Source organism: Paractinoplanes ovalisporus (genome assembly GCF_016834655.1).
GTDB lineage: Bacteria > Actinomycetota > Actinomycetes > Mycobacteriales > Micromonosporaceae > Actinoplanes > Actinoplanes ovalisporus.
The window spans coordinates 76547-96866 of the sequence record NZ_JAENHP010000033.1; the positions used below are offsets into that span (position 1 = coordinate 76547).

The following is a 20320-nucleotide window of genomic DNA, read 5'->3' on the forward strand; positions in this document are numbered from 1 at the left end:
CTGCTCCCACCCATGACCGCTCCCACCCATTACCGCTCCCACTCGTCACTGCTCCCACCCATTACTGCTCCTATCCATAACCCGCCCTACCAGGGGGACCCCCACCCAACCCCCATTGTTTCGTGACGAGGCGATCTTTGCGTGGGGGCCTGTGGACAACCGGGCAATGTGGATAACTCTCGCGGGCCGGCTCAGCTCGTTACCGTGTAGGTGCCTGGGGCGGGGACCCGTACGACGGTCCAGTCGCCCTGGCGGGTCAGGGTGGCGCCGCTGCCTACGGAGAGCCAGCGGTTCCAGCGGATTCGCACGGGTACGTCGCCGGCTGTGGGGGCCTCGAATGTCACGGAGGCTGCGTCCTGCCGTACGAGGGTGGCCGGCTCGGCGATCAAGGGACGAGGGTTGGTCACGGAGTAGAGGTGCCAGTCGGGGCTGGACCAGATCTCGGTCAGGTAGGGGAGCCCTGCCGTCACAAGGGCGGCCTCGGGGCGGCCCGACCAGGTCAACTCGGTGTCGGGGACGGCTACGAACTGGACGGCCAGCTCGTCCAGCCATGCGCGGTAGGTGTCGGCGGTCAGGGGTACGCCGGTGCCGGTTGCGCCGGGGATGGTGGTGAAGAAGAGCGGGTTGCGGTCGATGTCGGCCTGGCGCAGCCAACCGCGGGCCAATGGGATGTCGGCCATGTGGGCGGCTTCCCAGTAGTCGCGCGTGGCGGGGATCTCGACTCGGCCGGTCAAGCGTTCCTGGGCCAGGCGGTCCAGGAGGGGGCGGAAGTAGGCGGCGTCGGCGGTCGGGTTGCCGATGTCGCGGATGTCGCCGGTCACCACGGGGGGCTGCCACCAGCACGCCACGACCAGCAACGCCAGCACGGCCCAGATAGGTAGGGGCCGGGCGGTGGTCCGGTGCGGAGCGGTGGGTTCGGGGACCGGGTCGCCGGCCGTGATCGGAGCCGGGCTTCGCGGCTCGCGGGCGGAAACTGGCGACGCATGCGAGTCGGTCGAAGCTGACGACGTACGCGAGTCGGTCGAAACGGGCGACGGGCGAGAGTCGGTCGAAACAGGTGGCGAATGAGGGTCGGCCGAAACTGGCGACGTATGCGAGTCGGCCGAAACTGGCGTCGTACGTGGGTCGGCTGAAACAGGAGACGTATGCGAGTCGGCGGAAACTGGTGCCGTACGGGAAAAGCGGGGGAGAGCGGCGTAAGCGGCCAGCAGCGGCAGGGTGAACATCACGGCCAGGCGGGTGGCGTTGAGGCCCACGGGTGTGTGGATCAACGCGGCGGCCAGAACCCCCAGCGCGGACAACACGGCGCCGATGCGGACGGGGCGGCGGGGGACCAGGAGGGCCACCGCGAGGCTGGCGACCACTGCCTTCACGGTGTCGGTGCGGCTGATGTTCATCCAGCCGCCGTCGCCGAAGAGCAGGGCGCTGAGCGCGAGGGGGAGCGCGGCCGGCACGGCGATCAGCAGACCGGCGCGACGGGACTTGCGGGACACGGCGAGGGCCACGCCGGCCAGGCCCAGGAAGAGGGCGGCGACGGGGCTGGTGGCGGCGGCCGGCACGGTCAACAGCGGCGCGAGCCAGGTGCGGTGACGGGTGGTCAGGGCGACCAGCGCGGCCAGGGCCAGGGCGACCCCGAGGCCGTACGTCACCCGCCCGCTCACCAGGTTTCCGGCTATGCCGACCGTTCCCACGACGGCGCCCAGCCACGGGCGAGGGGCGGCGGTCCGGCGCAGCAGCAGGGCGAACAGGACCGCGGCGGCCAGCAGGGACAGGGCGCCGGTCAGGCGTACGCCCAGGAGCGCCATTACGGGCTGTGAGATCAGGCTGTAGCCGAGCTGGTCCACGCCGGCGTACCAGCGCAGGTCCATGGGGGTGTAGCCGTGCGTGGCGAAGAAGTCGGCCCGGGCCTGCTGAGCGGCCAGGTCGGAGCCCATCGGCGGGAGCAGCAGGTAGGCGACGCCGAGGGCCGCCGCGAGGGCGGCGGTGATGCATTCCAGCCGGTGCCGAGCCCACACGCGCACAGACCCTACCGGTACGCACGGTAGTGTGCTCGCCATGCCCCGCCCCGCTCTCGTCCGCTATGGGGGCCTGGCCGGCAGCGCCTCGCTCGCGGTGGCCGCCTGGCTCGGCGGTGCGACCGATCCGTGGCAGCCGACGGTCACGCCTAGCACGATCTTCGCGGGGGACGACGGGATTCTGCTGCCGGTCGCGTGGCTGGCCGGCACGGGGCTGCTGATCGCGGCGTGGGTGGCCGGCGTCCGGCTCGAGAAGACCGCGCGCTGGGCCTGTGTCACGGCGGCGCTGTGGATGTTGCCGCTGGTCGCGTTCCTGCCGCTGGGCAGCTACGACGCTTACTCGTACGCGTGTCAGGGCTGGCAGCAGAGTGCGGGCCTCGACCCGTACGCGGGTGGGGTCGACGTTCTGGGTTGTCCCTGGGCCGACGCCGTGGCGCCGACCTGGCGTGATGCCCCGGCGCCCTACGGCCCTCTGTTCCTGGTGCTGGCGGGGATCGCGGCCAAGGCCACGGGAAGTCTCGCCGGCACGCTCGTCGGGCTGCGGGTGATCGCGCTGCTCGGGGTCGGGCTGATCGCGGTGGCGCTGCCGGTGCTGGCCCGGCGGGGCAACGTTCCACTGGGGCGGGCGGTGTGGCTGGCGCTGGCCTGCCCGCTGGTGCCGATCCACCTGATCTCGGGGGCGCACAACGACGCGCTGATGGTCGGGCTGCTGGTCGCGGGGCTGGCGGTCGCCGTCGTCCGGAAGGGATGGGCGGCCGGGCTCGCGGTGGGGGTGCTGCTGGGGCTGGCGGTCGCGGTGAAGGCGACGGCCGTGGTGGTGGCGCCGTTCGCGCTGCTGCTCCTGCTCGACCGGCGGATCCGCTCTGGGGAGAACGGCATAACCGGGGGCGACCGGCCTGTGGCCAACCCCGCGGTTTTGTCGGAGGGAAGGCGTAACGTCGGGCCTCTCCCTGGGCGGGCGGGGGAGGTGGTGGCGAACGCTACGGCGCTGGTCGGGGGCCTGCTTCTCGCGCTGGCGGCGGTCTCAGCGGTCAGCGGGCGCGGTTTCGGCTGGGTGACCGCCCTCAGCGGCAGCGGCGTCTCGGTGCAGTGGACCTCGCTGCCCACCGCCCTCGGCATGACGATCGACCTGATCGGCCCGGACGCGGTTCCCGTCACCCGCGTCCTCGGCATCGTCGCGCTGGCCGGCGTGCTGATCTCCCTCTGGTGGACGGCTCGGAACAAGAACCCGCTGCTCTACGCCGGCTACGCCCTGGCCGCGACCGTGCTGCTCGCGCCGGTCTTCCACCCCTGGTACGCGCTCTGGCCGCTCCCGATCCTGGCCGCCACCCTGCACGACCGCCTTAGGTGGCTGGTTGTCCCGTGCGCGGTCGCGGCCGCCCTCTGTCTGCCCGACGGCTACAACCTGGCCCTGGCCGTGAAGGCCCAGGGCGCCGTCGCCATGACAGCGTTCATCCTTTATTTAGCGTGGAAATCGGTTGATGAAGCGAAAAATCGGACTGCTGAGCGCCGCCGGGCTGATCACGATCCTGATCGTCTATCTCGCCGAGACGCGTAACGGCTACTTCGACTCCAAGGTCTATTACGGGGCGATCCAGTACTGGTTCCACGGCGACGGCGGCATGGTCTACGACTGGCTGCGGCCCGGGACCCCGTACGGCTTCACCTATCCGCCCTTTGCGGGCCTGGTCATGGCGCCCATGGCGGTTCTGCCGTTCGGGGCGGTGGTCGTCCTCGCGGTCGTCGCCACGGTTCTCACCACCGCCCTGCTCACGTGGTGGCTGGCCGGAGACCTGATCCGGCGTAGAGGGTGGACGGTCTGGTTCGCGTACGGGATCGCGGTCTGTCTGGCCCTCTCGTTCGAGCCGGTCCGCGAGACGATCACGTTCGGTCAGGTCAACACGCTGCTGCTCACGCTCGTGGCCGGGGACCTGCTGTTCGGGCTGTCGCGTGGCCGCAAGTGGGCCGGCGTCGGCATCGGCCTGGCCACCGCGATCAAGCTCACGCCGGGCATCTTCATCGTCTATCTGCTCGTGACCCGTCGCTGGCGGGCCGCCGCCACCGCCAGTGGCACCGCGGCCGGCGCCACCCTGCTCGCCGCCGCGATCTTCCCGGACGAGTCCCGCGAGTTCTGGACGTCGGCGCTGTGGGACACCAACCGGGTCGGCGTGCTGTCCTATTTGTCCAACCAGTCCGAGCGGGGTTTCCTGGCCCGCCTGCCCATCCCGCAGGTCGAGGCCAAGGTGTGGATGGTCTGCGTACTGCTGACGCTGGTGTTCTGGGCGTGGCGGGTGGCCAAGGCGCCGGACGACATCGTGGGCGGGCTGGCGCTGACCGGCATCGTCGGCTGCCTGATCAGTCCGGTCACGTGGATCCACCACTGCGTCTGGCTGCTGCCGGCGATCATCCGGTGTATCGAGACCAACCGGAAAGCGCTGGGAATCAGTGCGTACGTGGTCATGACCAGCCGCCTCACCTGGCTGTGGGAAAAACGCCCGCGCCCGCCGCTGGAGCTCATCGGCGGCAACCTCTATGTCTGGTTCAGCCTGGCCCTGCTGATCTGGACACCCATCGGCACCCGTCGTTCAGCGGAAGTCCACGAGGAGGACAAGATCCTCACGTAGTCAGAGCGCATGCGTAAACGCTCGGCAATCGCCCTGATCGGGCTGGCCGCGACCTTTGTCGCGACGCCGGCCGCGGCTCATCAGAAGCCAACGGAGTTCAAGCGACTCTCCACCTTCCCCGCATATCTGAACTCGTCGATCGACGACACGGCCGCCGCCGAGATCTCCACCGTCACCGAGGACGGCCGCACGGTCGTCTACACCGACAGCCCGGGCCAGCGCCTCGGGTTCGTCGACATCACCGACCCGGGCAAGCCCAAGCCCGCCGGCACGCTGGCCCTCGACGGCGAGCCGACCTCGGTCGCGCACCTGGGCCGTCTGCTGCTGGCCGGCGTCAACACCAGCGAGAGCTTCGTCAACCCGTCCGGCAAGCTGGTCGTCATCGACGACCGCAGCCGCAAGGTGGTCCGCACGATCGACCTGGGCGGCCAGCCCGACTCGGTCGCGGTGGCGCCCAGCGGCCGCTACATCGCGGTGGCGATCGAGAACGAGCGCGACGAGGACGTCAACGACGGCGCGATCCCGCAGCTGCCCGCCGGTTACCTGTCAGTGATCGACACGCGGACGTGGAAGGCCTCGAAGGTCGACCTCACCGGTCTCGCCGCGATCGGCCCGGCCGACCCCGAGCCCGAGTACGTCAGCGTCAACTCGCGCGACGAGGCGGTCGTCTCCCTGCAGGAGAACAACCACATCGCGATCGTGTCGCTGGCCTCGAAGAAGGTCGTCAAGCACTTCCCGGCCGGCACGGTCACGGTCGACAAGGTCGACACCAAGGACGACGACACCATCACGCTGGACGGCTCGATCACCGCCAAGCGGGAGCCCGACGGCGTCACCTGGATCAACGACTCGATGTTCGCCGCCGCCAACGAGGGCGACTGGCAGGGCGGCACCCGCGGCTGGACGATCTTCTCGCGGGACGGCAAGGTCGTCTGGGACGCCGGCAACACGCTCGAGCACATCGCCGTCCAGCACGGCCTCTACCCGGACAAGCGCTCCGACGCCAAGGGCATCGAGGTCGAGAACGTCGCGTTCGCCACGATCGGCCGTACGCCGTACGTCTTCGTCAACTCGGAGCGCGGCAACTTCACCGCCGTCTACGACGTGTCGAACCCGTGGAAGCCTAAGTTCCAGCAGATCCTCCCGACCGTGAACGCGCCCGAGGGCGTGGTCGCGGTGCCGTCGCGCGGCCTGGTCGTGGTCTCCAGCGAGGAGGAGAACCCGGACGCCAACATCCGCGGCTCGGTGCAGGTCTTCGGCATCGGCCACGGCCAGTTCCCGTCGATCGTCTCGGACGACCGGATCCCGTTCGGCACGCTGTCGGCGCTCTCCGCTGTTCCAGGCAAGCGCTCACAGCTGGTCTCGGTCACCGACTCGGCCTACACCCCGACCCGGATTCTGACGATCGACACCGCCCAGCGGCCGGCCGAGATCGAGCGGCAGCTGACCGTCACCAAGGACGGCAAGCCGGTCGGGTACGACGCCGAGGGCATCGTGGCACGCAAGGCGGGCGGCTACTGGCTCGCGAGTGAAGCGCCCGATCTGCTGGTGCGGTTGGACGAGAAGGGCCGGGTCCAGCAGGAGATCACCCTGCCCGCCGACATCGCCGCGGCCGTCACCACGAACGGCTTCGAAGGGGTGGCCGAGACCAACGGCGCGGTGTGGGTCGCGATCCAGCGCCCGATCAAGACCGACCCCCAGAACGTCGTACGGATCGGGAAGCTCGATCTGAAGACCGGCGCGTGGTCGTGGCTGCTCTACCCGCTCGACACCGCCCCGATCGGCTGGACCGGCCTGTCCGAGATCGTCGCGGTCGACGGCAACACGTTCGCCGTGATCGAGCGGGACAACCAGCGCGGCCCGCAAGCGTCGATCAAGAAGGTGTACGCGTTCGACACCCCGGCCGGCTGGACCGGCACCCCGACCGTGCGGAAGAAGCTCGTCAAGGACCTGCTGCCGCTGCTCAAGGCCGACAACGGCTGGGTGCAGGACAAGGTCGAGGGCCTCGCGATCGGCGGCGACGGGCAGACGTACGCCGTCACCGACAACGACGCCATCGACGACGCCACCGGTGAGACCGTCTTCCTCCGCCTGGGACGCCTCCTCTAAATCAGTTCGGTGGCCGTGGACAACGTGGTCGCGGTCCCACGGCGGTAAGCCGCCTCGAAGCCCGTGTCGCCCAGTGCGGCGCGGGCTTCGAACGTGATGCGCTCGACGTCGGGCACGGAAAGATCACGCGACCCCCGTACGGCGTCCGAGGCGCCCAGCAGAAGGGCCGCGCGCTCCGGATCGCCGGTGCGCAGGGCCAGATCGGCCGCCCCGACCAGCGTCAGCGCGATCACCGGCGAATCCCGCGACTCGACCGCCGTGTGCACCGCCTCGGTGTGGCTGGCCCGGGCCGCGGCGTACTCCCCGGCGGCGGCCTGGATCAGGCCCTCGGTGTGGAACGCCATCGCCCGGAACTGCGGGACGGCGGCCGGGTGCCGCATCTTGCCGACGGCCGCGTTGATGCTGCGGCGGGCCTCCTCGAGGTCGCCCTCCATGCGGGCGAACGTGGCCGCGCCGTACGCGACCGAGGCCAGCACCTCGGGCAGGTTGACCTCCTCGGCCGCCGCCCGCGCCTGCTTGAGCACCGCCCGCGCCTCCGAGTTCTCGCCGGCCAGCCACAGCTGGTGGGCGAGCTTCACCTCCATCTGCGGCAGGTCTTCGCGGATGCCGACGTCACGCACCAGCGCGATCGCCTCGCGCTGCCACACCACCGCCTGCGCGAAGTCACCGCGGGCGGCGGCCAGGTCGCCCAGCGAACTCAGCGCGAACCCGATGCCCCACCGCTCACCGATCTCGCGGAAACCGTCGAGCGCCTCGCGCAGCTCGGCCTCGGCCACCTCGGCGCTCTGCCCGAAGTTGAGCCGCAGCTGCGCCACGAACATCTTGGACACCGCCCGCAGCCACGGGTCGGGGTCGTCGAAGAGCGGTTCGACCAGCCGGAACCCGGCCTCCGGACCGGTCGGGTCTTCGAACATGACGGACAGCGGCGGGATCAGCCGCAGCGCCGGATGGGTGGGGTCGACGCCGGCGCTCGCCTCGTGGGCGAGGCGGAACTCCTTCTGCACCCGGTCGACCGGCAGCCCACCCTCGAGCCCGTTGATCGCCGCGTACGTGTGGACCAGCGCGATGTCTTCCCGCTCGGCCTCGCCCGGCATCGTCGACACCTCGGCGGCCAGCACCGAGCCCTCGGAGCGGTGCCCGCTGAGCCACCAGTACCAGCCGAGGCGGGCCACGAACGCGGCCGCGGTCGCCCGGTCACCGGCCTCGATCGCGGCCCGGACCGAGGCGTGCAGGTTGTCGTGCTCCTCGCCGAGCCGGGCCAGCCACAGCATCTGGTCGGCGCCGCGCAGATGCGGGTCGGCCTCGGCCGCCGCCGCCAGCAGCCAGCCGGCCAGGGCGAGACGCTGCGGCTCGAACTCGCCCGCCTCGGCCAGCCGCTCCAGGCCGTACTCGCGGATCGTCTCGAGCATGCGGTAACGCCCGTCGCGGCCGAGCACGAGCAGCGACTTGTCGACCAGGGCGGCCAGCGCGTCGAGGTCGGTGCCGCAGACCTGCTCGGCGGCGGTCACGGTGGCGCCGCCGGCGAACAGGGCGAACCGCCGCCACAACTCCCGCTCCGGCTCGCCGAGCAGATCCCAGCTCCAATCGACGACCGCGCGCAGCGTCTGGTGGCGGGGGAGTGCGGTGCGGCTGCCGCCGGTGAGCAGGCGGAACCGGTCGGTCAGGCGGTCGGCCAGCACGTCGACGGGGAGCGTGCGCAGGCGGGCCGCGGCCAGTTCGATCGCCAGCGGCATGCCGTCGAGCGCGCGGCACACCCGCACGGCGGCCTGGGTGTTCTCCTCGGTCAGCACGAAGGTCGCGGCGCGATCGAGCAGAAGCCGTACGGCGGGAAAGCCGGAAGCGGTCGTCGCATCCGCGCCCACCGGAGGCAGCGCCAGCGGCTCGACCGGATAGAGACGCTCACCGGGAATGCCCAACGGCTCGCGGCTCGTGGTCAGCAGCCGCAGACCGGGCGCGGCGCGCAGCAGATCGTCGGCGACCTCGGCCGCGGCGGCGATCAGATGCTCGCAGTTGTCGAGAACGAGCAGCATCTCGCGACCGGACAGCGCCTCGAGCAGACCGGACCGTGCGCTCCGGCCGGGCCGGTCGAGCACGGCGTGGCCGCGCAGGTTGAGGGCGGTGAGGATGGCCTGCGGGATCTCGCCGGGATCGGTGACCGGGGCCAGCTCGACCCGCCACACCTCGCCCGGGATCTTGGCGCCGGCCTCGATCGACAGGCGCGTCTTGCCGCTGCCACCCGGCCCGAGCAGCGTGACCAGGCGGTGGGTTGCGACCAGGGAGCGTACGGAGGTCACGTCCGACTCGCGCCCGACGAAGCTGCTCACCTCGGCCGGCAGATTGCCGCGCCGCGCCTCGACCCGCCCGTTGAGAAGATCGACGTGCAGCGTCCGCAGGCTCGGTGAGGGGTCGGTGCCGAGCTCGTCGGCCAGGCGGGAACGGAATTTCTCGTACGCCTCCAGCGCGCGTCCCGGGGTGCCGGCGGCGACCAGCGCGCGCATCAGCAACCCGACCAGCGACTCGTCGAGCGGGTCGGCGGCGAGCATGCTTTCGAGCTCGGGCACCACGGTGCGCGAGCCGAGGTCGTCGGCGATCCGCTGCTTGAGCGCGAGCATGCGCAGGTGTTCCAGGCGGACCGCCTCGGCCCGGGCCACCTCGGGGAACTCCAGGTCGCCCCGCCACAGGCGCAGCGCCGCGGCCGGGTCGGTGGTGGCCAGGCGGGTGAAGACGTGGGCGTCGACGGCGTCGGGTTCGACGACCAGGCGGTAGCCGTGGGCGGTCGCCTCGATCACCAGCTCGGGCGCGGCCCGCCGCAACCGCGACACGAGGGCCTGCAGTGCGTTGCCGGCGGCGGCCGGCGGGTCGTCGCCCCAGACGCCGTCGATCAGGCGGTCGGCCGAGACGACGCGGCCCGGTTCGAGGGCGAGCAGAATCAGCAGCGCACGCAGGCGCGCTCCCGAGACGGTGCGGCCGCGCAGCTCCAACGGCCCGAGCACCGCGATTTCCACCCGTACGATTCTGCCCGCTCCGCGCACCCGTTGTCCTACCCGGCCGCCTGTGACACCCGCCGGTTCCTCAGGGCCGGCATGAGCAGCCATACCGCCAGCGCGGTCAGCACCATCGCGACGGTGACACCGATCCGGGCCCACGTCGGCGCCCGGTCGTCGAAGTAGGCGCCGATGCCCAGCAGGGCGGACAGCACCCGCGACGCGACCACGGTGATCAGTCCGGTCCGGTTGCCGCGCCACGCCGGGACGAGCGCCGCCAGGGTCGATCCATTTGTCCGTACGGGACCAGACGTACTCGCAGTCGAGAATGGACTGTGGCTTGGCGTAGATGACGGCCACGCCTCACTCCCGCGTGATCCACCAGACAGGCCCTAAAGGTCGCGGCCCGGCCGGTCCGAGGGCGGCCAGACATAAGGGAGGTCGTCCGGCACCTCCGGCCCGAACAGCGGCCGATAGAACTCGGCATCCTTGCGCAACAGCGCCGACTGGTGGCTGCGATGCAGATCCGGGTCACCGAGCCAGGGCGGCAGTTCCCCCACGGCGGCGAGTTCCTCCTGCGTACGGATGTCGGTCGTGGTGCCGAGATCGATCAGCAGAGTCGCGGCCGTGGTGTCGGCCCGCCCGGTGGCGGTCCACACCTCAACCGTGTCCAGCCCGTAACGGACCAGCCCTTCCTCATACCCCCGCCACATCTTGACGGCCGGGTGGTGCCGCCACCCGTAACCCGGCGTGACCAGCCCCCGCAGAACCTGAACGGTCTCGACGCGCTGCTTCCCGAGTCGCTTCTGGTCGAGCACCTTGGCCGAGGCGACGAAATCCGCGTACGGAAGAAAGGTCTGCACCCCTCGACGCTACCGGCTGTCTCCGAGCCGAACGTGCGCCATCCGCGAGTCCGCGCGTGACGGGATCAGCGACACAGCGGGTTCGGGTGCTGGTCAGCGTGGCGTTGAGCTAGCACACAGCTGGCTTTCAGGGCGTTTCACAGCGGGCGCACAGAAGATGACGGCATGCAGCAGACGTTGGAGCGGGCGCCGCTCTCCCGGCGGACCATCGCGCGCATCGTGCAGGTGGCCGGCCTCTTCACTGTTGTCACCGCGGTGGTGCCGCCGCGGCATGGGCGGATGGCGGAGGTTGTGGAGTTCGTGCCGGCGGCCGGGGTGCTGTCGGCGCGGGCCGCGACCATCGTCGTCGGCCTGCTCCTGGTCTATCTCGGGGCCGGGTTGCGCCGGGGCAAGCGGCGGGCCTGGCAGGTCGCGGTCGGGCTGACCGCCGCGTCGATCGTGTTGCACCTGGTCAAAAGCTTCGACTACGACGCCGCGATCGTGGCCGGGGTGCTGCTGGTGATGCTGGTCGCCACGCACGACCGATTCACCGCCGAGGCCGATCAGCGCAACCGGTGGCGGGCCCTCAGCGCGCTGGCCGGGTTCGCGGCGGCGGGGTTCGTGCTCGGGTTCGTCGAGATCGGGATCCGCGTCGACCATCTGGTCGGTTCGCCGGGCGTCGTGGCCTGGGCCCAGGAAGCGGCCCTGGGCCTGGTCGGGCTCGACGGACCGGTCGAATTCCACCGGCGGTTCGCGGCCGAACTGGTCGCCTGTACGACGGGCGCCTGTGGGTTGCTCGCCGCCGGTGTCGCGATGATTCTGCTGCTGAGGCCGGGCTCACGCCGGCCGCAGACCGACGGCGAGAGCGAGGAGCGTCTGCGCCGGCTCCTTTCCCGGTACGGCGGGAACGACTCCCTCGGCTATTTCGCGTTGCGCGCCGACAAGTCGCTGATGTGGTCGCCGAACCATGCCGCGGTGGTCGCCTATCGCGTGGTCAACGGCGTGAGCCTGGCCGCCGGCGATCCGATCGGGCCCGAGTCGGCATGGCCGGAAGCCATCGGCGCATGGCTCGGCGACGCCACCCGGCACGGCTGGACCCCGGCCGTTCTCGGATGCGGGAACGCGGCCGGAAAGGCGTACCGGAAAGCGGGTCTGGACGTGGTGGAACTGGGCGACGAAGCCATTGTGGACACCGATGTCTTCTCGCTCGACGGCCGGCCGATGCGCGGTGTCCGGCAGGCCGTGAATCGTATGCGGCGGGCGGGATACACGTGCCGCGTGGTGCGTCAGAGCGACCTGAGCGAGACCGATCTGGACGCCGCGGTCCGGGCCGCCGATCAGTTCCGCGACGGGCCGGTCGAACGCGGTTTCTCGATGGCGCTGTCCCGGCTGGGTGACCCGCGCGACGCCGGCTGCCTGCTGGTTCTCTGCTCCGACGCCGAGGGGAAACTGCGCGGCCTGCTGCAGTTCGTGCCGTGGGGCGGGTCCGGGCTTTCGCTCGATCTGATGCGGGGCGACCGCACCGCCGACAACGGCCTGACCGAGCTGATGGTGGTGGCCGTTCTCGAGGCGGCGCCGGGTCTGGGCGTCCGGCGGGTGTCGCTGAATTTCGCCGTTCTGCGGTCGGTGTTCGCGCGGGCCGAGGAGCTGGGCGCCGGACCGGTTCTGCGCGTGTGGCACCGGCTGCTCAAGGCGGCGTCGCGGCGGTGGCAGATCGAGTCGCTCTACCGCGCGAACGCCAAATATCTGCCTACGTGGTCGCCGCGCTATCTGTGTTTCCCGACCGCTCGGGATCTGCCACGGATCGCTGTGGCTGCCCTTTCGGCCGAGGCGTTTCTGCCCACGCCGCGCCTCCGGTTGCGACCCGCCCACAAGAAGCGCGCCCACGAGCCGCGCTCGCTCGAAACGCGTGCTCACGAGACGTCCACGCATGAGACGCCCGCGCACGAGAATTCCTCGGTCGGGAAGCCCTCGCGCGACAAGCCTTCGCGCGACAAGCGGGAAAGGGCCGGCGCATGAGCCTGACCGGTCGTCCGCTGATTCTGCTGGCCGCCTTCACGGCGGTTGTCATCGGCGCGGCGACCGTCCGGTTCTGGTCCCGGGGCGGCCGGTTCCGAGCCCTTTCCCGTACGGCCGGAGTCCTCCTGCTGGAGGCGAGCCTCGTGATCACGGCCGGGCTGGCCGTCAACCGGCACGAGGAGTTCTACCCGTCGTGGCAGGCGCTGCGCGGCGACACCGGCACGGAGACTGTCACCGATCGTGTGCACGCCGGGTTGCTCGACGTCCACGCCCGTGACGGATCGTTCACGTGGCGGCCGCCCGGGCTGCGCGCGTGGAACCTCGCCCGGCCACCCACCGTGACCCTGCCCGCCGACTACCACGACCGTACGGACGTCACCTTCCCCGTGATGCTGGAGTTCGCTACGCAGGGTGCGGCCTCCCACCGTACGGGGGAGGAAGTAACCGTGACGCTCTCACCCACCGCAACCACGTCGGCCACAGCGTTGCTCTCGCTGCCGGCCGAGCTCGCCCGCGACCTCCGGGTGTCGACCGTCGGCTGGTCGGTTGAAGGCGGACCACTGGCGGCCGCGTTCGTCGCCGCCGCGCCACCCGGAACGGCCGCCCTCGACCGGCCCGCGAACACGCTGCCACCTGCGCTGGCGGCCCCTCTGACCCTCCCCGCGTCATGATCATCGGACTGGTGGCGGTGGTGCTGACGGCGGTCGCGATCGCGCTCGGCTGGAACCGCGTGCGTGCGGTCGGACGCTCCGGGCTGATCGTCGCGTGCGTGCTCAGCGTCGCCGCGACCGTGGCCGTCCAGGTCAACTCGCTGACGCAGGCGTTCCCCACGGTCGGCGCGTCCCTCACATCGAGTGAGGGCAGCCGGTTGCTCGACGTGACGGTCCCGGGGCCGGCCAGCCGGCTGACGCTTTCCATGTACGTCTACCTCCCCGCCGCCTACCGCAGCGGCGTCCGCCTGCCGGTGATCGAGGCCCTGCACGGTTATCCGGGCACGCCCGAGACCTGGCTGCGCAAGCTGCGCGTGCAGTCCTACCTGGACAAGGAGATCGCGGCGGGCCGGATGGCGCCGACCGTGGTGCTGTTCCCCTACCAGACGCCCGACCGTCTGCTCGACACCGAATGCACCAATCTGCGCGGTGGGCCGCAGACCGAGACGTTCCTGACCGTCGACGTGCCCGCGTTCGTGCGCGCCCACTACTCGGTGCGCACCGACCGGGACGGGTGGGGGCTCACCGGCTACTCGGCGGGGGCGTTCTGCGCGACCAACCTCGCGCTGCGTCACCCCGGCCAGTACGCGGCGGCCGCCAGCCTGTCCGGGTACGCCTCACCCGGCATCACGATCGGTGACGGCACCGAGAACACCACCAACAACCCGGGCTGGCGGCTGCGTCACCTTCCGCAACCGGCGATCGCGCTCTGGCTGGGTTGGGCGGACGACGACCGTGGGGCGGCCCGCGACTCGCGCCGGCTCGCCGCGGAGGCCCACGCGCCACTCGCGGTGACGACGGCGGTCGTTGCGCACGGCGGGCACAGCAGCGCGGTGTGGCGGCAGATGGAGGCGCCGTCGTTCGACTGGCTCTCCGCTCACCTGGCCCGGCCCGCGTCGTGAGGCGGCTGCTCGCGCTGGCGGTCCTGTTGCTCGCGGGTTGCGCCGCCCCTGCCGCCATGCCCACAGTGGTCACGCTCGGTGATTCGGTTCCGGCCGGCACGGCTTGCGGCTGCACGCCGTTCCCCGCCCTCTACGCGGCCGAGGTGCACGCCCACGACGTCAACCTCGCCATACCCGGATCAACGGCTTCCGACGTACGGGGAAATCTCTCCTCGGAAAGCAGCGAGCTGGCGTCGGCGTCCGAGGTCGTCATCATGACCGGCGCCAACGACATGGCCGCGGTGTTCGGGCAGCCGGCGCGGTATTCGACGGTGGCGGCGGCGGTCGAGGACGACGTGGTCGCCACGGTGGCGGCGATCGAGCGGGTGCACCGGATGCCCGTGGTGCTGGTCGGCTATTGGAACGTCATGGTGGACGGCCAGGTGGCGGTGTCGAAGTACGGCGCCGACGGCGTGCGGGATGCGGCCCGGGCCACCGACCTGGTCAACGACGCGCTGTCGGCCGCAGCGACGAGGAGCGGAGCGGTCTTCGTGCCGACTGGGGCCGCGTTCCACGGCGACGGCGGCGAGGACGACCCGACCGGACTGCTGGCGCCCGACGGCGACCACCCGAACGCGGCCGGCCACGCGGCGATCGCGGCGATGTTGTACGCGCGAGTGCCGCACATCTAGCACGCCGCGTCGTACGAGCGTGTGTGGCGGCTCCAGCCCTCCGGGTCGTACGAGCGTCTGCTGCGGCTCCAGCAATCTGCTTCGTACGCGCGAGGGCCGCGGCTATGCTTCTGCCAGCTTGTTTCCGGCGGCGTCGTGCGTGGACAGCTGGGGGCACCGCTCCGCTGACACCACCACGAGGCGACCGTGCGGAGGCACTTGCAGCTCTCGACGGTCGTCGATCCGTACGGTGGCCGCGTCTCTTCCCACCAGCAGCTCGATGGCCTGGATCCACGGCGGCACCATCACGCCCGAACCGCCCTCGACCACGATCGCGCCGGGTTCCAGCTCGGCCCGCGCCCGCTCGAACTCGGCCGTCGACCACGGCCCGTCCGACGAGCCGCCGCCCCCGCCGTGCACCCACCAGAGCCCGTCGGCGCCGCGGGTCAGCACGTGCGTGTCGTCCCAGTGACAGGCCACCCCACGCCGTACGAACCGGGTTGCCGCCATCGCACCGTCGACGTCCACGGCGAGCGCCGCGAACCGGTGCCGGCGGCTCAGACGCACCGGGCGGTCGGGCAGCCCGTCCGCGATCAGGCGACGGCTCTCGGCCAGATAGTCATAGGCCATCCGTGGAATCTATGCGCCGGACGGTGTATGCCGGAATCATGGACGAATTTCGCCCGCCCCCGACCGTCGTCGAGCCGACCCCGCGCCGGATCCGGGTGCGCCTGGGCCGCGAGGTGATTGCCGACAGCACACGCGCGCTGCTGCTCGACGAGATCAGTGAGCACGGCTTCCCGACGTATTTTCTGCCCCGTGAAGACGTACGGCCGGAAGCCCTGACCGACGAGGCCGAGGGCAGATGGTCGGTGACCGCGGGGGACCGGCACGTGCGTGGCGCGGCGTGGGCCGATGACCGTTTCGACGAGCTCAAAGGTCACGTCACGTTCTCGTGGGAGACCGTCGACTGGTACGAGGAGGACGAGCAGGTCTTCGTGCACGCCCGCTCGCCGCGCCACCGGGTCGACACGATGCACAGCTCCCGCCGCGTCCAGGTCCTGATCGACGGCCAGGAGGTGGCCAACAGCACCCGGCCGGTGCTGCTGTTCGAGACGTCGCTGCCGACGCGCTACTACCTGCCGTTCGCCGACGTGCGCACCGACCTGCTCACCGCGAGCGAGACGGTGAGCCGGTGCCCGTACAAGGGCGTGGCCCGCTACTGGTCACACCCGGCGCTACCCGACGCTGCGTGGAGCTACCCCGACCCGATCGCCGAGCTCCCCAAGATCCGCGACCTGCTCTGCTTCTACGACGAGCGGGTAGACGTCATCGTCGACGGCGAGCCCCAACCCCGCCCGATCAGCCCGTTCTCCTAGAGCGGGCTGCGTTCTCAGGGGATCGGGCCTTGCCGGGCCCGTGCCCGCTGCTCGGCCCGCAACGCGGACAACTGCTGGTGGAAGGGGCTGTGCCGGTTCTGGTCGAGGTTGAGCGGCAAGGTCTGCTCCCGGATCAGCCGCTCCTCCAGCAGCCACGGCTCGCCGGTCACGACCCAGACCACCCGCGCGTGCTCGGCCATCCACGCCGACAGTCGTGCCTCGCCGTCCGCCCCGAAGGTCAGCCGGGTCCCGGAGCCGACGCGCCGCAGCCCGATCCCGATCTCGTCGGCGAGCAGGCAGCCCAGCGTCAGGCGAAGCGTCGACCCGTACGCGTTGCCTCGGTAGTGGTAGCGGATCCGGCTGCGGATCGTCTGCCGGCTGGCGTCGCTCTTCGGCGAGATGCCCACGTACAGCAGCGTCCACCCATCGACGACATGACAACCACCGACCGGTACGGGCACCGGCGGCGCATCGAAATACCAGGCGTAGACCCCTGCGGCTTTCGGGATGGGGCAGTCCCGTTCCCGCACCTCGGCCGCCGTGAACAGCCGCTCCGGCCGCAGCAGCGCCCGTTCCGGGCTATTTGACCCGGCGGTGGGAGCGGGCGACGATCGCGTCATAGTCGTGGTTCTTGTCCAGCCAGCCGGCCAGGAACGGGCAGATCGGCACGACCAGGCGCCCCTTGGCCAGCGCGTCCTCCATGGCCGCGCGGGCCAGCTCACCACCGACGCCGTGGTGCTCGAACTCGGGCTCGACCTTGGTGTGCGTATAGGCGACCACGTTGCCGGTCACCTGATAGGTGATCATCCCGGCCAGCGTGCCGTCGTCGTCCCGTGCCTCGAAGCGACCCTTCTCCGGCACGTCGGAAATCTTCACCGGGTAACCCTAGCGCTCAGTCTTCCTCGATCTCGGCCAGCACATCCGCCGCGTCCTGGTTGCCGCCGTCGGCCAGGCGCCGCAGTTCCGCCACGTCTCCGAGCTCACCCGCCGCCTGCACCAGCTCGTCGGTCGCGTCGGAGCTGCCCGCCTCGGCCAGCCGGCGAAGCTCGGCGAGGTCGCCGCGCTCGCCCGCCAGCTCCACCAGCTGCCCCACCGCGTCCGAGTCCCCGCGCGCCGCCCGCTCCCTGAGTTCCACCAGCTCGCGATCCGTCATGCCGCTGATTCTGGCGACATCGGGCGGGCCGCCGCTAGCCTTCGCGAGTGCCGTCCAACCTCGCTGTCCGACTCCGGCCTCTGGAAGCTTCCGACGCCGCGGTCCTGGCCTCGTGGTCGCTCGACGAGCGGTTCCGCGCCGCCGCGGAATGGTCACCCGGTCTGCCGCTGGCGGAGCACGAGCGGTTCCAGGGCCGCCTCATCACCGACCCGCCGGACGGCTTGATCCGGCTGGGAGTCGTCCACGACGGCGACCTGGTCGGCCACGGCGATCTGGTCGGCCACGGCGATCTGGTCGGCCACGGCGACCTGGTCGGGTACGTCGACCTCCAGGGCACCGAGCCCCGGCGGCGCGAACTCGGCTTCGTGATCGGCGACTCGCGGCGGTGGGGGCACGGGCTCGGCGGACTGGCCGCCCGGGCGGCCCTGCACCACGGCTTCACCGACCTGGGCCTCCACGAGATCTGGGCCGAGGCGTGGGCGGCCAACACCGCGTCCGTACGCATCCTCCAGCGCCTGGGCATGCGGGAGATCGAGCCGGGCGAGTCGGGCACCTACCTCGGCACGCCCACTCACTACCGCCGCTTCACCATGCGAAACGGCGGCCACCCGGGCGTTTAGCCACAGATGACCGCCGTTGTCAGCAACGCCCGAGATCAGACGTTGTAGTACATCTCGAACTCGTGCGGGGTCGGGCGCAGGCGGACCGGGTCGATCTCGTTGGTCCGCTTCCAGTCGATCCACGTCGAGATCAGGTCGTCGGTGAAGACGCCACCGGCGGTCAGGAACTCGTGGTCGTTCTCGAGGCTGTTCAGCACCGCGTCGAGCGAACCCGGCACCTGCTTGACGCTGCCCCACTCCTCCGGCGGCAGGTCGTACAGGTCCTTGTCGATCGGCGCCGGGGGCTCGATCTTGTTCTTGATGCCGTCGAGGCCGGCCATCATCTGGGCCGAGAACGACAGGTACGGGTTGGACGACGGGTCCGGCACGCGGAACTCGACGCGCTTCGCCTTGGGGTTGCTTCCCGTGACCGGGATGCGGGTGCAGGCGGAGCGGTTGCGCTGCGAGTAGACCAGGTTGACCGGGGCCTCGTAGCCGGGCACCAGGCGCCGGTAGGAGTTGACGGTCGGGTTGGTGAACGCCAGCAGCGACGGCGCGTGGTGCAGCAGGCCGCCGATGTACCAGCGGGCCGTGTCGGACAGACCCGCGTAGCCGGTCTCGTCGTAGAACAGCGGCTCGCCGTTCAGCCACAGGCTCTGGTGGGTGTGCATGCCCGAGCCGTTGTCGCCGAACAGCGGCTTCGGCATGAACGTGGCGGTCTTGCCGTGCTCCCAGGCGGTGTTCTTGATGATGTACTTGAACATCTGCATCTGGTCGCCGGCGTGCAGCAGCGTCGAGAACTTGTAGTTGATCTCGGCCTGGCCGGCGGTGCCGACCTCGTGGTGCGACCGCTCGACGGTGAAGCCGACGTCGATCATGCGGCGGACCATGGCGTCACGCAGGTCGCTGTAGTGGTCGACCGGCGCCACGGGGAAGTAGCCGCCCTTGTACGCGGTCTTGTAGCCGCGGTTGCCGCCCTCCTCCTCCTTGCCGGAGTTCCAGGCGCCCTCGATCGAGTCGATGTAGTAGAACGACTCGTTCGCGCCGGTGGAGTGGCGGATCGAGTCGAAGATGTAGAACTCCGCCTCGGCGCCGAAGTAGGCGGTGTCGGCGATGCCGCTGGAAGCGAGGTAGGTCTCGGCCTTCTTGGCCACGTTCCGCGGGTCACGCGAGTAGGGCTCGCGCGTGAACGGGTCGTGGATGAAGAAGTTGAGGGCCAGGGTCTTCTGGATCCGGAACGGGTCGATGAAGGCCGTGGTCACGTCCGGCAGGAGCATCATGTCGGACTCGTGGATGGCCTGGAACCCGCGGATCGAGGATCCGTCGAAGGCGAGACCGTCGGTGATGACGCTGTCGTCGAACGACTCGGTCGGCATGTTGAAGTGCTGCATCACGCCGGGCAGGTCGCAGAACCGTACGTCTACGAACTTGACGTCCTCGTCTTTGAGGTATCGCAGGAGTTCCTCGGGATTGGCGAACAACACGTCCTCCTGGCACACGATTTCAATACCGGGGCGGCGTGGTTCCGCCGCATGGCTAGGCTGGTCGCGACGCTATGGGGCGGGAGTTGCCCGGGCGTATCCCTATTGTTTCCGTCGTGTTACGGCGTCTGTGAGGATTCCGGCCCGCAGCGCGATCAAGGCGAGGCTATCGCGCCTGCCCGGCCCGCGTGCCAGCTCGCCGAAACCGCCCCCGCTAGGCTGGGCGCATGGCAGGCAGGGCAGACGGCGCACTCGATCTCGGCTCGGCGAGGGTGGCCTCGTTCGGCCGCCGCCTGGGCGCGTTGATGATCGACTGGGCGCTGGCCACCGTGGTCGCCGCCCTGCTGGTCGACGATCTGCGCGCCAACCCGTGGCCCCAGCTGGGCATCTTCGTGCTGGTGCACGCCTTCTTCGTCGGCCTGTTCGGACAGACGCTGGGCATGGCCCTGGCCCGCATCCGCTGCGTGTCCATAACCGACGGCGGCGCGATCGGCCTGCCCCGAGCCGCACTCCGAGCCCTGCTGCTGGCCTTGGTGATCCCCGCCATGATCAACGACGGCGACGGCCGGGGCCTCCACGACCGGGCCGCCAAGTCAGCCATGGTCCAGCCTTCCTGACGCCGCAAGACCCAGATCAACCCCGTTCCCGCGTACGGCGCGAGCCCCGCTCCGCCGCTTCGAGGCCAACCTCGTTTCCGCGTACGCTCTTATGTCCGTCCCGCCGGTCTCAGGCTCAGCCTTGTTTCCGCGTACGGCGTGAGGCCGGCTCCGCCGCTTCGAGGCCAACCTCGTTTCCGCGTACGCTCTTATGTCCGTCCCGCCGGTTTCAGGCTCAGCCTTGTTTCCGCGTACGG

Annotated in this window: 19 protein-coding genes; 10 read left to right on the forward strand and 9 right to left on the reverse strand. The window is 70.6% G+C overall.

The window, feature by feature from the left end:
• Positions 1-191: 191 nt before the first annotated feature.
• On the reverse strand, positions 192-1934 hold the full coding sequence (locus tag JIG36_RS47995; protein ID WP_236049882.1) for a hypothetical protein: 1743 nt from the start codon (positions 1932-1934) through the stop codon (positions 192-194).
• A gap of 52 nt (positions 1935-1986) precedes the next feature.
• Here JIG36_RS47995 and mptB point away from each other — a divergent pair, with 52 nt between their 5' ends.
• From mptB to JIG36_RS48010, 3 genes are read left to right on the forward strand one after another with little or no spacing between them, the layout of a single operon-like run.
• Positions 1987-3573 (forward strand): polyprenol phosphomannose-dependent alpha 1,6 mannosyltransferase MptB, encoded by a 1587-nt coding sequence (gene mptB / locus JIG36_RS48000; protein WP_203383618.1) that lies wholly within the window; start codon positions 1987-1989, stop codon positions 3571-3573.
• Positions 3497-4639, forward strand: coding sequence for a glycosyltransferase 87 family protein (locus JIG36_RS48005; protein ID WP_203383619.1), 1143 nt, complete (start codon positions 3497-3499; stop codon positions 4637-4639). Before mptB ends, JIG36_RS48005 begins: the two co-directional genes overlap by 77 nt.
• Before the next feature lie 9 nt (positions 4640-4648).
• Complete coding sequence (locus tag JIG36_RS48010) at positions 4649-6748, forward strand: esterase-like activity of phytase family protein (RefSeq protein WP_203383620.1); 2100 nt, start codon at positions 4649-4651, stop codon at positions 6746-6748.
• Here JIG36_RS48010 and JIG36_RS48015 read toward each other — a convergent pair.
• The 3 genes from JIG36_RS48015 to JIG36_RS48025 all read right to left on the reverse strand — a co-directional run bounded on the left by JIG36_RS48015 (position 6745) and on the right by JIG36_RS48025 (position 10595).
• On the reverse strand, positions 6745-9753 hold the full coding sequence (locus JIG36_RS48015; RefSeq protein ID WP_203383621.1) for an AfsR/SARP family transcriptional regulator: 3009 nt from the start codon (positions 9751-9753) through the stop codon (positions 6745-6747). The genes JIG36_RS48010 and JIG36_RS48015 overlap by 4 nt on opposite strands.
• Positions 9754-9788: 35 nt before the next feature.
• The gene (locus JIG36_RS48020) at positions 9789-9962 is read right to left on the reverse strand and encodes a hypothetical protein (protein WP_203383622.1); all 174 of its coding nucleotides are present in this window, start codon (positions 9960-9962) and stop codon (positions 9789-9791) included.
• 162 nt (positions 9963-10124) lie between these two features.
• A complete protein-coding gene (locus JIG36_RS48025; protein WP_203383623.1) occupies positions 10125-10595 on the reverse strand; it encodes an MSMEG_6728 family protein in 471 nt (156 codons plus the stop codon).
• Positions 10596-10760: 165 nt separating this feature from the next.
• On the opposite strand from JIG36_RS48025, the gene JIG36_RS48030 reads away from it, so the two are divergent.
• The 4 genes from JIG36_RS48030 to JIG36_RS48045 are packed head-to-tail and all read left to right on the forward strand — an operon-like array spanning position 10761 to position 14876.
• Positions 10761-12593, forward strand: a complete 1833-nt coding sequence (locus JIG36_RS48030) for a phosphatidylglycerol lysyltransferase domain-containing protein (protein WP_203383624.1) — start codon at positions 10761-10763, stop codon at positions 12591-12593.
• A complete protein-coding gene (locus JIG36_RS48035; protein ID WP_203383625.1) occupies positions 12590-13264 on the forward strand; it encodes a hypothetical protein in 675 nt (224 codons plus the stop codon). The genes JIG36_RS48030 and JIG36_RS48035 overlap by 4 nt, the downstream gene beginning before the upstream one ends.
• A complete protein-coding gene (locus JIG36_RS48040; RefSeq protein WP_203383626.1) occupies positions 13261-14205 on the forward strand; it encodes an alpha/beta hydrolase in 945 nt (314 codons plus the stop codon). Before JIG36_RS48035 ends, JIG36_RS48040 begins: the two co-directional genes overlap by 4 nt.
• Before the next feature lie 56 nt (positions 14206-14261).
• Positions 14262-14876, forward strand: coding sequence for an SGNH/GDSL hydrolase family protein (locus tag JIG36_RS48045; RefSeq protein WP_203383627.1), 615 nt, complete (start codon positions 14262-14264; stop codon positions 14874-14876).
• Between the two features lie 102 nt (positions 14877-14978).
• Here the strand turns inward: JIG36_RS48045 and JIG36_RS48050 are convergent, their stop codons facing one another.
• Positions 14979-15485 carry a hypothetical protein gene (locus JIG36_RS48050; RefSeq protein WP_203383628.1) on the reverse strand — a complete coding sequence of 169 codons (507 nt, stop codon included), beginning with the start codon at positions 15483-15485 and terminating at the stop codon, positions 14979-14981.
• 38 nt (positions 15486-15523) lie between these two features.
• Between JIG36_RS48050 and JIG36_RS48055 the strand changes: the two genes are divergently transcribed.
• Positions 15524-16234, forward strand: coding sequence for a DUF427 domain-containing protein (locus JIG36_RS48055; protein ID WP_203383629.1), 711 nt, complete (start codon positions 15524-15526; stop codon positions 16232-16234).
• 14 nt (positions 16235-16248) lie between these two features.
• Here JIG36_RS48055 and JIG36_RS48060 read toward each other — a convergent pair whose 3' ends face one another.
• From JIG36_RS48060 to JIG36_RS48070, 3 genes are read right to left on the reverse strand one after another with little or no spacing between them, the layout of a single operon-like run.
• Positions 16249-16854 carry a GIY-YIG nuclease family protein gene (locus JIG36_RS48060; protein WP_203383630.1) on the reverse strand — a complete coding sequence of 202 codons (606 nt, stop codon included), beginning with the start codon at positions 16852-16854 and terminating at the stop codon, positions 16249-16251.
• Positions 16814-17110, reverse strand: coding sequence for a GNAT family N-acetyltransferase (locus tag JIG36_RS48065; RefSeq protein ID WP_307873211.1), 297 nt, complete (start codon positions 17108-17110; stop codon positions 16814-16816). Before JIG36_RS48065 ends, JIG36_RS48060 begins: the two co-directional genes overlap by 41 nt.
• 16 nt (positions 17111-17126) lie before the next feature.
• Positions 17127-17387, reverse strand: coding sequence for a hypothetical protein (locus tag JIG36_RS48070; protein ID WP_203383631.1), 261 nt, complete (start codon positions 17385-17387; stop codon positions 17127-17129).
• Between the two features lie 47 nt (positions 17388-17434).
• Between JIG36_RS48070 and JIG36_RS48075 the strand changes: the two genes are divergently transcribed.
• Entirely contained in the window at positions 17435-18007 is a 573-nt protein-coding gene (locus tag JIG36_RS48075) for a GNAT family N-acetyltransferase (RefSeq protein ID WP_203383632.1), read from the forward strand.
• A gap of 35 nt (positions 18008-18042) precedes the next feature.
• On the opposite strand, the gene glnA is transcribed toward JIG36_RS48075, so the two are convergent.
• A complete protein-coding gene (glnA, locus tag JIG36_RS48080; protein WP_203383633.1) occupies positions 18043-19467 on the reverse strand; it encodes a type I glutamate--ammonia ligase in 1425 nt (474 codons plus the stop codon).
• 227 nt (positions 19468-19694) lie between these two features.
• Here glnA and JIG36_RS48085 point away from each other — a divergent pair, with 227 nt between their 5' ends.
• Entirely contained in the window at positions 19695-20084 is a 390-nt protein-coding gene (locus JIG36_RS48085; RefSeq protein ID WP_203383634.1) for an RDD family protein, read from the forward strand.
• The last annotated feature ends 236 nt before the right edge of the window (positions 20085-20320 follow it).